Here is a 13,428-nt window from a genome sequence, read left to right on the forward strand (position 1 = left end):
TTTCGGGGTTCAAAATTAGTGAAAAATAATGACATTAATCACGAAATAGCGCTTCTTGCTAATTTAAAACCAGTCTAAATAAGAGCGTTTAAGCGGTTTTTCTGAAATATTTGCGGCCAAGAATCCAGGTCGAAAGTGTAGTAAAAGAAATCACCGTGATCGAACTTAGCGGCATTAAGATGGCGGCAAATAACGGTGACATATGTCCGGTGACTGCAAAACTCAGCCCTACAATATTGTAAAGAAAACTGATTACGAATGTCAATTTAACAATAGTGATCGATCCCTTGCAAACGTTCAGATAGTTATCTAGTTGTGATACTTTTTCACCGTTCATAATAACGTCTGAAGATGGCGTAAAGCTGTTGGTGTCATCAGAAATAGCGATTCCAACGTTGCTTTGTTTTAATGCTCCGGCGTCATTCAATCCGTCTCCAAGCATGGCTACTTTCATTCCTCCGTTTTGTAAGTCTTGAATGTAATTCAGCTTGTCTTCCGGGCTTTGGTTAAATGCCATTGAATTGACATTAGGAATAATTGCTTTAAGCTGATTTTCCTCCGAAGAATTGTCTCCGCTTAAGATAAATATCTTGTAAAGATTTAGTTTACTGAAAAGATTTTTCAAGTTTTCGCGGTATTCATTTTTAAAAATAAATTTCCCTAAAAACTCATTGTTTTTACTGATGTAAACTGCGGTTTCAAGATTTTTAGATTCCTGATCGTTGTATTTTGCAGAACCTATTTTATATAAATTTCCACGAATGTTGGCTTGGTAACCCTTTCCTGAAATTTCCACGAAGTTTTCCACAGGGAAATATTCATCATCGATTTCTATAAATTCATAAAGAGATTTTGAAAGCGGATGATTAGAATTTTTAAGTAAAGTTTTGATATTCAATAAATCAAAGTCAGAAATTTCAGAACCTTCAAATTTGATATTGGTTTTTTTTCTTTCAGTAATCGTCCCGGTCTTGTCAAAAACGATGGCGTTGATTTTTGAAATTTTTTCGATCGTCAAAGTATCTTTTACATAGAATTTATTTCGGCCTAAAATTCTCATAATGTGCCCGAAAGTGAACGGAGAAGAAAGTGCCAATGCACACGGACAAGCGATAATCAGAATTGCAGAAATTACCTGAAACATTTTTTCTAAATCTATAAACAACCAGTAAATCCCTGAGATTAAAGCAATACCTAAAATAATGAATGTGAAATATTTACTGATGTTATTGATTAGTGTATCCAGTCCTGTTTCATGTTTTTTAAAAGCTTCTTTGTTCCAAAGCTGGGTAAGGTAGCTTTGATCTACATTTTTGATCACTTCAAGCTCGAGAGATGAACCAATCTGTTTTCCGCCAGCAAAAATTTTATCCCCGGGCTGTTTGCTGATACTTTCACTTTCTCCTGTGATAAAACTGTTGTCGATGTTTCCTTCACCATTAATTAAAATAGCATCTACAGGAATGATTTCCTGATTTCGAACCAAAATTCTATCTCCGATTTTAATTTCAGAAAGCAAAATATTTTCCTGTTTTCCGCCAAAATCAACTTTGGTAACGGCGATTGGGTAGAACGATTTGTAATCTCTGTCGTAAGAAAGCGAACTGTACGTTCTTTTCTGAAACATTTTCCCCAGAAGCATAAAGAATAAAAGTCCGCACAAAGTATCAAAATATCCTGGTCCGTAATCAGTTACCACTTCATAAACACTTCGTCCGAACAGAACGAATATTCCCAAAACAATCGGAACATCAATATTGACGATTTTATTTTTTAAACCATACCAAGCTGATTTGTAATAATCTGAAGCGGAATAAAGTACCACAGGAATCGCCAGCAAAAACATCAGAAATCTGAATAAACCCTTATAGTGTTCCATCCAGACATCTTCACCGCCAATGTACTCCGGAAATGCAAGGAACATTCCGTTACCGAAAGCAAATCCGGCAATTGCCAGTTTTACCAACAAAGATTTGTCTAGATGATCTTCGTTTTTTTCGGCAGTTTCTAAACTGATGGCAGGTTTGTAGCCTAAATTGGTTAGAAACTTAGCTAATTCGCTTAATTTTAAATCGTTATGGTTGAATGAGATCTGTAAGGTCTTTCTCGTAAAGTTAACCTGAGAATATTTGATGTCTTTATGTAAAGTGTGAAGACTTTCTAAAAGCCAGATGCAAGATGAGCAGTGAATGACAGGAATTTTAAAAGTAACAAGACTCGTGTTTCCTTCGGAGAAATCTGTGATTTTTTCAAAAATTTCAGGAGTATCGAGATAATCAAACTGAGAAGAATTTTCATCGCTTGGCCGTATTCCCGCTCTCTTATTTAATTCATAGAAATTACTTAGATTGTTGATATTCAGGATTTCATAGACAGATTTGCAACCGTTGCAACAGAAAATTTTGTCATCAAAAGGAATTCTTTCCTTTTCTATGTCTTGCCCGCAATGAAAACAGTTCTCGCTCACCTTCATAAATTATTGACTGACAAAATTATAACATTTTTTTTTGTTTATCGAGTTAAAATGTTCTATTTTTGTGATAAATGTCATATTAAAATGTCGCAGGAAAAACAGATTGCTATTGAAGAAAGATTTGCCAGGGTTTTTAACGATAAATCCTTCAAAGAGAGGCTTTCTAATACTGATTTTGAAAGATACTTGAATGCCAAAAAAAAGATGAGTTTTCAGAAACATGATATCATTTTTGATGATGGTGAAATTCCGAAAGGGGTTTATGTTTTAGAAAAAGGAGCAGCAAAATTGTCAAAATCAGGTTCTTTTGGTAAAGATCAGATCTTAAGGTTTATAAAAGAAGGCGATATCATCGGTTATCGTGCATTGCTTTGTGGAGAAAATTTTCAGGCAAAAGCTGAAGCAATGACAGATATAGAATGTACTTTTCTTCCGGCGGATGTTTTTATGGATCTTCTTGAGGTAGATCCTCAACTTTCATTCATTATGCTTCAGAAGATTTCTTATGAGTTGGGAGAATCTTCGAATACAATCACATTCTTAGCACAGAAAACGGTAAGAGAACGTTTGGCGGAGATTTTAATTCTTCTGGAACAAAAATTAGGTACAGATCCTGAAGGTTTTATTAAAATTTCATTAACCAGAGAAGAAATTGCGAATATAATCGGTACGGCAACAGAAAGTGCTATTAGGTTAATTTCTGAATTCAAAGGAGACAGCCTCATTGAAGTGGACGGAAGAAATATCAAGATCCTAAATCACGATAAACTCATGAAACTCGGTCACGTAGTTTTATAATCATACACAATACAAGTCGGCGAAAGCCGACTTTTTAACTTTTAAACAATACATATATTATGTCTGTTCATTCTGAAATTAAAAGAGTTACTACTGAAACCTTACGAAAAATGAAATTCGATAAGGAGAAAATAACCATGCTTACTGCGTATGATTTTACAACTGCAAAAATGGTAGATGCAGGCGGAATTGATGCCGTTCTGATCGGAGACTCTGCAGCCAATGTGATGGCAGGTTTTGAAACTACTTTGCCGATTACTTTAGATCAGATGATTTATCATACTCAAAGTGTGGTGAGAGGAATAGACCGAGCTTTGATCGTTGCTGATTTACCTTTCGGAACTTACCAGAGTAATCCTGACAAAGCATTAGAATCATCTGTAAGAATGATGAAAGAAGGTGGTGCACACGCTATAAAAATTGAAGGAGGAAAAGAAATTTCAAAATCCATAAAGAAAATCATCAATGCCGGAATTCCTGTGATGGGACATTTGGGTTTGACACCACAGTCTATTTATCAATTCGGAACTTATAAAGTAAGAGCTAAAGACGAAGAAGAGGCTGAAAAATTGATCAGTGATGCAAAGCTTTTGGAAGAATTAGGCTGTTTTTCTATCGTTTTAGAAAAAATTCCTGCAGATTTAGCTAAAAAAGTTTCAGAAAGCATCAGTATTCCAACGATTGGAATTGGAGCAGGTCCTGATTGTGACGGGCAGGTTTTGGTTTATCATGATATGGTGGGAATGAACAAAGGTTTTTCTCCAAAATTTTTAAGAAGATATCTCGATTTATATACTGAAATCACAGGAGCTGTGGCGCAGTACGTGAAAGATGTGAAAAGTGCTGATTTTCCTAACCAAAATGAAAGTTACTAATGAGAAATAATTTACAAATGGCTCAAGGAGTGATTTCTATTTTAGCCATATTATGTTTAGTTATTGGTTGGTTTCATTTGTTTTCACCGGAAATCAATGATATTCTTTCCAGAAAATTATTTTATCTTTTAATAGGTTTGAGTTTCATTTTGCAGGCACCTTTGCTTACCAATGAAAAATTTAAATATCCGATGTACGGAGCGGCAGCTTTATGTATCATCGGAGCGTTTTTGCCTATAGATTCCAGTTTATCATTTATCAAAACGATTGGTTTGCTTGGCGGAGTGATTATTTCGTTTACAAACAGATCTGCGACCCGTCAGTAAATATGGAAGAACAGATTCTCTATGAAGATAATCACCTTTTGGTTATCAATAAAAAAGTCGGGCAATTGGTGCAGGGAGACAAAACTGGTGATGAGCCACTTTTAGAATCCATTAAAAATTTTATAAAAAAAAGAGATGATAAACCGGGAAATGTTTTTCTTGGTTTGGTTCATCGTATTGATCGTCCGACTTCAGGTTTGGTGATTTATGCTAAAACTTCCAAGGCTCTCTCTCGTTTGACGCAAATGGTGAAAAACAGGGAAATCAAAAAAACATATTGGGCAGTCGTAGCTAAGGAAATGATTCCCCAAAGTCAAAGGCTGGTTCATTATTTAAAAAAGAACGAGAAAAATAACAAAGCAATTGTTTTTACTAAAGTTACGGAAGGTGCAAAAGAGTCTATTCTTACTTATCATGTGATCAGGACTTTAGATAATTATCTTCTTCTTGAGATTGATCTTGAAACGGGTAGACATCATCAGATTCGTGCTCAGCTATCTAAAATGGGAGTTCCTATCAAAGGTGATCTAAAATACGGTTCGCCGCGATCAAATCCTGATGGTGGAATAAATCTTCATGCCAGAAAATTGGAATTTCTACACCCGGTTACAAAAGAAAATATACAAATTGTTGCTCCCGTTCCGCAGAATGATGCGGTTTGGAGTGCGTGTGAACCGTAATTTATTTTTTCAAAAATGGTAGTATGTTTTTATAAAGCAATTGTGCGATTTTATGTGAATAACTCATTTTAATACTGTTTATATTGTGGTTTTTGTGTTTTATTTAAAATTTTATTAATTTATTTTGAAAAAGGAGTATATTTGTTTCGAAACTAATTTAAATTTTTTATGAAACATTTTTACAAACATTTTTCACCTCCAAAAAAGACAAGAAATTGTTTAAGGAGTGTTGCGGCTGGGCTAGTATGTTTATTTACGGGCTTTAGTAATGTTAATGCGCAGGTAAGTTCTTATTCATTTGCGCAGTCTTCAGGAACTTTCACACCAATTACGGGAACAGTTTTGGATACGGCTACAGGGAATGCATCGGCAACTAATTTGAATAGCGAAGTATATCCTGTTACTTTGCCTTTTGCATTCATTTTCGATGGTACATCTTATACTTCGCTGAATGTATCTTCTAATGGGTTTGTGACTTTTGGAGCAACTGCCCCCTCAACCACAAACACAACACCGATATCAAATTCGGCTGCATATGATGGCAGTATTGCGGCCTTCGGTAGAGATTTGAATAGTGTATTTAATGTAAACGGTGTTACAGGAAACATAAGTTGGGAAGTTGTAGGAACTGCACCCAACAGAGAAATTGTTATTCAATGGAAAGATTTCAGACCTACTAATGTTACGGTTACAACATCAGTCTACACTTTTTCTTTTCAGGTACGTTTGCAGGAAACTTCAAATGTAATTAAAACAGTTTATACTAATGGATCTTACGTCATAGGTAGTACTGCCTATAACTCTACTGCTCAAGTAGGTCTAAGAGGAGCTACTAATGCTGATTTTAACAACAGGCTCAATGCTACAACATTAGAATTTGTAAATTCCACAGCGGGAACAGCAAACAATAGTTCGCAAGCTTTTCATACGGTAAATGCTATTCCTGGAATGCCAAGTTCCGGATTGACTTATACTTGGACGCCACCGTCTTGTTTAAGACCAACGTCAATTACAAATCCTAGCAGTACATTAAACAGTGTAGATGTACAATGGGTAGCTCCTGCAATAGCACCGGCAACCGGATATGAAATTTATTATAGCACGACTAATACAGCTCCTACTTCAAGTACGAATGCTTTAATAACTGGAATCACTGGTACTTCTGCAACTATACCTAGTTTAGCATCAAGTACAACATATTATGTTTGGGTGAGATCAGTATGTACAGCACCAGATAAAAGTGAATGGTCACTATCGGGTATTGCAAAAACTTTATGCGGTCCTGCAACGTCAATGTTTGAAAATTTTGACAGCTATGCAACAGGAAATATTGTTCCTGACTGTTGGACGAGAATTGTAGGAGCAAGCAATACTGCACAAACTATCAGTTCAACAAGTCCTGCATCGGGAACAAGAAACTTATACCAAATCACTTCTACTCCTGCTAATGCTACTGTGGTTGTACTTCCAGAATTTAGCAACGTTAGTGCAGGAACGCATTGGTTGAGATTCAAGGCTAGAGTTGCTTCTGCAACAGGTTCTTTAGATGTTGGATACATTACTAATATTACAGATGCTTCTACGTTTGTAAATATTCAAACTGTAAATATTTTAAACACTTCTTACGCAGCACAAGATTCAGAATATACTGTAATTGTTCCAAATACAGTTCCGGCAAATGCAAGATTGGCTATTAGAAATAGTGGTACCTCAACTGTAGGTCATTTTTATGATGATGTATATTGGGAAGCGAAACCTTCTTGCATTTCACCTACAAATATTAATATATCTAATATCACTCCTACATCAGCAGAAGTACAGTGGACAGCTTCTGTATCTGCTCCATCAAACGGATATGATATTTATTACAGTACGAGCGATACACCACCCACACAGTCTACACCACCGTCAAATACTGTCGCTACCGGACTGTCTGGAGTAATTAGCCCATTAACACCTTCAACTAAATATTATGTTTGGGTGAGGTCAAGATGTTCTACAACTGATTTTAGTGCTTGGTCTACTCAGATTGTCACATTTACCACTTTATGTCAACCACCAACAATTACAGCAACAACAGGTGCAACAGTATGCCCAAATAACACTGCTACACTCACGGCAACATCAACAGGTTCTCTTACTTGGTATGATGCTCCAACAGCAGGTAATGTTGTAGGTACTGGAGCTTCATTTACAACTCCTTCTCTTACTGCAACAACTCCTTATTATGTTTCGGCAGCGACTTCTACCATTGCAAGTGCAGCACTCCCAAATGCAATTTCTGATAGTGGATATACATTAGAAGCGGGTTTATTCTTTGATGTTTATTCATCATTTACGATACATGGAGTATATGTTTATCCTATAGGTACGGGTGCGGGTACGGTTACTATTGCTTTACAAGATGGAAGCGTTACACCTGCAACAACACTTCAAAGTATAACGGTAAATTTAACTGGTACAGCTGCGCCATATGTAAAAACATATGTTCCACTAAACTTTACAATAGCACCAGGCAGCAATTACAAACTAATGATGCTCAGTAAAACAGGTGGAGTAACAAGTCTCGTTAGAGAGTCAGGAAGTACATGGGGGAATTATCCGCTTACAGTTCCGGGTCAATTTGCAATCACGAATGGTAATTGTTGTTCTGCTAATGCAACTTCAACTTCATACTATTATTTCTATGACTGGCAAGTAAGTTTAATTTGTGAATCTGCAAGAACAATGGTTACTGCAACGGTAGACAGTGGCTGTCTTTCAACTTCAGAAACTGATAAAAAAGAGATGATTAAGGTATATCCAAACCCGTTTTCAGAAATTGTTAATATTAGCAAGCCTGAATTGGTAAAATCTATCAGAGTTTCAGATGTTTCTGGTAAATTGATCAGAACATTCAATCAGGCAGAATCTGTTTTAAGATTAAATGATCTTTCTGCAGGAATGTATATCTTACAGCTTGATATGAAAGATGGTTCTAAGCAGACAATAAAAATCATAAAGAAATAATCTTCATTGATATTTAAATAAAGATCGGCTCTAAATTTCTAGAGCCGATTTGTTTTTATAAAACTGAATTTTATTGTCCCGGTTGCAATACTCCACCATTGGTATCACTTTGAGTGGTTTGCTTGATCATATTCGGATCTTCTTTCGCCAGTTTATTTTTAGTTGGGATTTTATAATTTACCGAAATTCCAAAACTTCTGCTGTCGTATTTATTGGAAGTATAAACATTTCCTCCAGGAGATACTGCCTTGATTACACTTTTGTTCTGATTAAATATATCTCGTGCATACAAAGAAACATTGAGACGTTCGCTCATGAATTTTCTGGATACAGTAAGATCAAAAGCATTGTTTAGAGGCTTTTCGATTTCAAAATAATAAAAATTTCCTCTTGGTGCGATGACGTTATAATTTGCCTGAAGTCTGATGTCTTTTGGAAGAATAAATTGCCCCATCAAACTGAACGACCAAAAACCTTTTGTTTTTATATCCGGCATCTGCTGAAGCTGATAACCTGTGTAGATGTAAAGCAAATTCATTTTATCAGGATTCACATTAAATTTCATCAGTTCGCTGAAAGATGTTGTGAAAAGCATGAACGGAATCGGCATTCCAAAATTAAAATTGTGAGTTCTCAAACTGCTTACCTGTACCTGTTCATTCGTAATGAGATTATTTTCTCTGGAAACTTTCTGTACAATCTGATTTTTTACCCAACTTGTGCTATAACTTATGTAAGCATAGTCAAAGGCACTGATTTTGAATTCTGCATTGTCATAAATAGTAGGCTGCAGATTTGGGTTTCCGCTCGAAGTAAGGGTGTTGTTACGGAGAGTTGTGTTGTTCGGATTTAATAATGAAACACTCGGCAAGCTGATCTTTTTGTTATAATTAAGGTTGACAAAAAGTTGTTTCATCAGATTATATTGCACACTCGCATTCGGGAAAATTTTGAATTTTTTGAAAGAATTCAAATCTTTCTGTTCCAAATCTCCGTTATTGTTAAACGCTCTTGTAATCCCTGTGATATCATAATTTTCGGCTCTTGCTCCTGCAATAAAGTCAAACTTTTTCAAGGTTGCCTGAAATTCCAGATACGCAGAAGTGGTCTGTCTTGTATAATCTAAATTGGTGACATCTCTGTCTTTGGTCTCAAAATTCTGCTGATCATACAATCCTCCGAAACTTACTTTGCCTTCATCTAAAATTTTCAAAGGCTGAGAATAATCTATTTTGAAATTGTACAGATTAAATTGAGACGAGTTATCAAGCCAGCTTATACTGTTTGTATTTTTTTGGTTGAATTCGGAATTGCTGTTGTTGTAAACGAATCTAAAATCCAACTTTTTATTTTTATCAGTAAATTTTTTCTGATAAGTTGCGGCTACTTCCTGTCGTAAACCTTCGGATTCGCTCATAAAATTAGAGGTTGTGATTCCGTTCAAAAATTCGTCTGAGGTAATTTCAGAACCACCATTGTTATGGTTGATGTCGTAATTTAGCAACAATCTGTCTTTTCCGAGCTCAAAAGTGAATGCAGAATTCATATAGTAAGTTCTCCCCACAGAACTTGAGTGGTTTCTGCTGAGAGCATCAAATTCAGAATCAGATAAGCTTTCTCTATAATATTGACCTAAATTTACCTGCCATCCGAACCATTTGTTTCTTGAGTTTAAAGCAATTGAATTATTAAACCTGCTTCTGTATTTGTCATAGCTTGAGAAACGATAACCTCCATTGTAGACTGCAGTCAGATAATTCTTGGCTGATTTACTCGTAATAATATTTAAAATTGCACCGCCTGATGTTGCCGGAAATTCTGCACCTGGCTGGGTGATTATTTCAATTCTATCTACAGAATTTGCAGGCATTCCTTCCAGAAATGCATTGAGTTCATTGCTTGAAATATTCAAAGGACGACCATCCATATAAACATCAAGCGGTTTTCCTTGGTACATCATCCCTACCATATCAGAAACAACCAGACCCGGAAGCTTTTTCACACCTTCCATCAAAGATCCCGAATTAAGACTCGGTTGCTCAGAAAAATCAAAAATGGTACGGTCTGCCTTTTGTTCTATGGCTTTTTTGGTTTTGGTCATTACCACCGCTTCAATCTCCTTTTCTTTTATTTTTGTGTCTTTATTATCTTTGGTTTCCTGTGCAAGACTAAATGTTGAGGCTGCAATAGAAAGAGCAAGTATAGTTTTTTTCATCGGATAGTTTATAATTACTCAGTTAGACGCTAAAAAAGCGGAAATGTTACATTATATTGATTCACAATTATGGGATGATGATGCGAGAATTTTTTCATTTTAAATATTTAAAGATATTTTCAAGCTTGTATTTCGGACTGCGTTTTAAAAATCCATGAAGAATGCTGTGTGAGTTCCGTCCATGAGAATTAACACGCGATCATTTCATTAAATTCAAATTTCTGTGCAGTTAATGAAGCGAAAAAGGTGGAAATAATGATGATCGTTATTTTTTTCATTTAGTTCTGATTACTTTAATGAATCAAATTCTATATAATCAAACTCCGGAGATGAAGTAAATAGCTGTCTTAAAATTGATGCATGACTGTTTCCGGCAATCACCAGTATTCTGTCTTCTGAGGTATGCGGAATATTCTGGATGTTTCTAAAAATTCTCAGATTTCTGTCGTACCAATATAAAGCCAGCATATCTGCACCGTCGTGATCTCTCAATTTAAAATCTCCGCTCAGATAAGCACCATATTCATATTTGTGATATTCTTTGCTGTTCATAAATTTAAAAAGATCCAACATCGAATTGAAATTTTTTCGTTCAGAACTTTTAAAGAAAACATTATACTGCTTTGAAATAACGTCATCACTCAAAAAGTCATAATCCGCACTTATATTTTTGAAATACATTGAGTCTGTCTTGCCAAATTTTTCTTCAAGATCACCCCAGATAGAATTTGCATCAATGCTGTATAATTCATTAAGGTGAAGTTCTTTTGCGATACGCATTGCGATCTGGTAACGTTCATCTCTTTGATCTGCGTATTTGCCTTCTTTGTATTCTTTTAATTTTTGATTGGCATTCCAGTTTGGGAATGCTTCGATGGCAATTTTTGTAGGCTTAAATTTCTTGAGATAATCAATAAGCTCTGTTACTTCTTTTGCTGTTTTTGGTGACAAAACATCTACCTGATCTCCTTTTTCGGTTTTATGGGCATCAAGATTGGGATAATCAAAATGAAATGATCCGACGATGAGAACTTTGGCTTTCGGATCTGGAAAATATTCTGACGGCTTTTTCTGGGCAGAAATTAGTGAAGACAGACAAATTAAAAAGGTATATAACAATGTTTTCATAAGATTTATTTTTGACAAAATTATAGTTCTGTGCTAGAGAATAAAACAGCATTTCGATCAACAGAACAAGAAATGGTATGAAATAATCTTCATCGGAAAAAACAAACTGTTTGTCGAAAAAACAGGGTGAAATTTCGCAAAAAATCTATTTTTGTTCTATGAAAATCACCAAGCTCCTTTATCTGCATGTTTTCTTCTGGTCAATTTATATAATTGGTTCGCTTATTATTCCGTATTTTGTTTTTGACTCTCCGAATACGATTTTTAATCTTACTTTCTTTATCACGAGCATCATTTGTTTTTATGTTAATTATTTTGTGGTCGTTCCTAAGTTTTTTGACGGAGATAAAATTTATAAATCCATCATTGTGTTTTTCCTGAGTACAAGTTGTTTTGTCGGTGTCCGCTATTTTATGGAAGAATGGTTTTTGCCAACTTTTTTCGGAATCAGGAATTATGCGGAAGGAACACAATTTATTTATTATTATTTTGATAATGTTTTCTACAGCAGTACAACGATTTTTATCAGTACTACATTCTGGTTTTTAAAATATTTTATCAATACTGAAGTTGAAAAAACAGAATTGGTAAGGGCAAGGAAAAATGCAGAATTACAGGCTTTGAAAACGCAAATCAATCCGCATTTTATTTTTAATTCGCTCAATAATATTTATTCACTGGTCTACCAAAATTCAGATAAAGCTTTACCTGCGATTGAAGAATTGGGAAAATTATTGAGGTACAGTACAAAAGATCTGGAAAAAGATTTCATCACTTTAGAAAAAGAAATCGGCTATCTCGACAGTCTGATTGCTTTAGAGAAGCTTAGAATTAAAAATCCCGAACTATTGATTATTAAAAAAAACATCAATTATCCTGATCTTAACATTTCACCTATGATTTTGGTTCCATTTGTTGAGAATGCTTTTAAACATGGTGATTTTAGAAATAAAGGTTTCGAAATGAAAATCTCAGACGAAAACAAAATTCTTCATTTTTATCTTTTGAATTATAAAAAAGAAAGAATGAGAGATGTGCTTTCAGGAATCGGTATTGAAAATGTGAAAAAACGGCTGTCAATTTTATATCCGAAAATGCATCAATTGGATATAAAAGATTCGGAAACGGAATTTATCGTAGATTTAAAAATTAATTTGCGAAATGAGAAAAATTAAATGTATCATCGTAGATGACGAGCCGCTTGCAGTTTCTCTGTTGGAAAATTATGTTGAAAAAATTCCGTTTCTTGAATTTGTTTTCTCTTCAGAAAATCCTATTGAAGCTTTAGAATACATTCAGAAAAATGAGGTGGATTTGGTTTTTCTTGATATCCAAATGCCTGAACTGAGCGGAATCAATTTCATGAAAATAGCTGGAGATAAGCAAAAATATATATTAACTACAGCTTATTCTGAATATGCTTTGGAAGGCTACGAGCACAATGTTGTGGATTATCTTTTAAAACCAGTTTCGTTTGAACGTTTTTATAAAAGTGCATTAAAAGCTCAGGAACGTTTTTCTGTTAATGAACGCCAAGGAGAATCTCATTTTTTTGTAAAATCTTCGGGACAGCAGCACCGCATTAATTTTGATGAAATTTTATATGTTGAAAGCCTGAAAGACTATGTCAATATAAAAACTGAAAACCAGGAATATATTATTCTTGATACTTTAAAATCTCTAGAGATACAACTTCCCGAATATTTTCTAAGAATTCACAAATCGTTTATCATCAATTTAAATAAAATCAAAAGTTTAAGTTCAAAAAAGGTAATTCTGATTTCCGACCATGAAGTTCCGGTAGGAGAGAGTTACAAATCTAGTTTTTTAGAAAAAATGAAGTAAATATTTACATCTACGTCAAGCATCTGAAATAAAAAAGCCAACTTCGATCGAAGCTGGCTTTATATATAATAAAAACTAA

General features: G+C 34.8%; 10 protein-coding genes. 7 read left to right on the plus strand and 3 right to left on the minus strand.

The annotated features are described in order from the left end of the window. Positions 1-88 precede the first annotated feature (88 nt). Positions 89-2,467, minus strand: coding sequence for a heavy metal translocating P-type ATPase metal-binding domain-containing protein (locus K0R77_RS14775; RefSeq protein WP_300353969.1), 2,379 nt, complete (start codon positions 2,465-2,467; stop codon positions 89-91). Positions 2,468-2,557: 90 nt separating this feature from the next. Between K0R77_RS14775 and K0R77_RS14780 the strand changes: the two genes are divergently transcribed. The 5 genes from K0R77_RS14780 to K0R77_RS14800 all read left to right on the plus strand — a co-directional run bounded on the left by K0R77_RS14780 (position 2,558) and on the right by K0R77_RS14800 (position 8,161). Continuing rightward, positions 2,558-3,271, plus strand: a complete 714-nt coding sequence (locus K0R77_RS14780; RefSeq protein ID WP_300353971.1) for a Crp/Fnr family transcriptional regulator — start codon at positions 2,558-2,560, stop codon at positions 3,269-3,271. A 59-nt stretch (positions 3,272-3,330) separates the two neighbouring features. Continuing rightward, positions 3,331-4,146 carry a 3-methyl-2-oxobutanoate hydroxymethyltransferase gene (gene panB, locus K0R77_RS14785; protein ID WP_300353973.1) on the plus strand — a complete coding sequence of 272 codons (816 nt, stop codon included), beginning with the start codon at positions 3,331-3,333 and terminating at the stop codon, positions 4,144-4,146. Then, a complete protein-coding gene (locus K0R77_RS14790) occupies positions 4,146-4,472 on the plus strand; it encodes a hypothetical protein (RefSeq protein WP_300353975.1) in 327 nt (108 codons plus the stop codon). The genes panB and K0R77_RS14790 overlap by 1 nt, the downstream gene beginning before the upstream one ends. Positions 4,473-4,474: 2 nt before the next feature. Continuing rightward, positions 4,475-5,152: an RluA family pseudouridine synthase gene (locus tag K0R77_RS14795; protein WP_300353976.1), complete on the plus strand. Its 678-nt coding sequence runs from the start codon at positions 4,475-4,477 to the stop codon at positions 5,150-5,152. Positions 5,153-5,320: 168 nt separating this feature from the next. Next, positions 5,321-8,161, plus strand: coding sequence for a fibronectin type III domain-containing protein (locus tag K0R77_RS14800; RefSeq protein ID WP_300353977.1), 2,841 nt, complete (start codon positions 5,321-5,323; stop codon positions 8,159-8,161). Between the two features lie 70 nt (positions 8,162-8,231). On the opposite strand, the gene K0R77_RS14805 is transcribed toward K0R77_RS14800, so the two are convergent. Next, positions 8,232-10,376, minus strand: a complete 2,145-nt coding sequence (locus K0R77_RS14805; protein WP_300353979.1) for an outer membrane beta-barrel family protein — start codon at positions 10,374-10,376, stop codon at positions 8,232-8,234. Between the two features lie 288 nt (positions 10,377-10,664). Continuing rightward, positions 10,665-11,504: a DUF5694 domain-containing protein gene (locus K0R77_RS14810; protein ID WP_300353981.1), complete on the minus strand. Its 840-nt coding sequence runs from the start codon at positions 11,502-11,504 to the stop codon at positions 10,665-10,667. A gap of 158 nt (positions 11,505-11,662) precedes the next feature. Between K0R77_RS14810 and K0R77_RS14815 the strand changes: the two genes are divergently transcribed. Continuing rightward, complete coding sequence (locus tag K0R77_RS14815) at positions 11,663-12,679, plus strand: sensor histidine kinase (RefSeq protein ID WP_300353983.1); 1,017 nt, start codon at positions 11,663-11,665, stop codon at positions 12,677-12,679. Further along, on the plus strand, positions 12,666-13,349 hold the full coding sequence (locus K0R77_RS14820; protein WP_300353985.1) for a LytTR family DNA-binding domain-containing protein: 684 nt from the start codon (positions 12,666-12,668) through the stop codon (positions 13,347-13,349). The genes K0R77_RS14815 and K0R77_RS14820 overlap by 14 nt, the downstream gene beginning before the upstream one ends. Positions 13,350-13,428: the final 79 nt, after the last annotated feature.

This window comes from Chryseobacterium sp., from assembly GCF_029240215.1.
Classification (GTDB): domain Bacteria; phylum Bacteroidota; class Bacteroidia; order Flavobacteriales; family Weeksellaceae; genus Chryseobacterium.

What these genes read in the sequence shown, in the direction of transcription:
- K0R77_RS14780 (WP_300353971.1), top strand. Translation starts at nt 2,558, where the DNA reads ATGTCGCAGGAAAAACAGATTGCTATTGAAGAAAGATTTGCCAGGGTT.
- panB (WP_300353973.1), top strand. Translation starts at nt 3,331, where the DNA reads ATGTCTGTTCATTCTGAAATTAAAAGAGTTACTACTGAAACCTTACGA.
- K0R77_RS14790 (WP_300353975.1), top strand. Translation starts at nt 4,146, where the DNA reads ATGAGAAATAATTTACAAATGGCTCAAGGAGTGATTTCTATTTTAGCC.
- K0R77_RS14795 (WP_300353976.1), top strand. Translation starts at nt 4,475, where the DNA reads ATGGAAGAACAGATTCTCTATGAAGATAATCACCTTTTGGTTATCAAT.
- K0R77_RS14800 (WP_300353977.1), top strand. Translation starts at nt 5,321, where the DNA reads ATGAAACATTTTTACAAACATTTTTCACCTCCAAAAAAGACAAGAAAT.
- K0R77_RS14805 (WP_300353979.1), bottom strand. Translation starts at nt 10,376, where the DNA reads ATGAAAAAAACTATACTTGCTCTTTCTATTGCAGCCTCAACATTTAGT.
- K0R77_RS14810 (WP_300353981.1), bottom strand. Translation starts at nt 11,504, where the DNA reads ATGAAAACATTGTTATATACCTTTTTAATTTGTCTGTCTTCACTAATT.
- K0R77_RS14815 (WP_300353983.1), top strand. Translation starts at nt 11,663, where the DNA reads ATGAAAATCACCAAGCTCCTTTATCTGCATGTTTTCTTCTGGTCAATT.
- K0R77_RS14820 (WP_300353985.1), top strand. Translation starts at nt 12,666, where the DNA reads ATGAGAAAAATTAAATGTATCATCGTAGATGACGAGCCGCTTGCAGTT.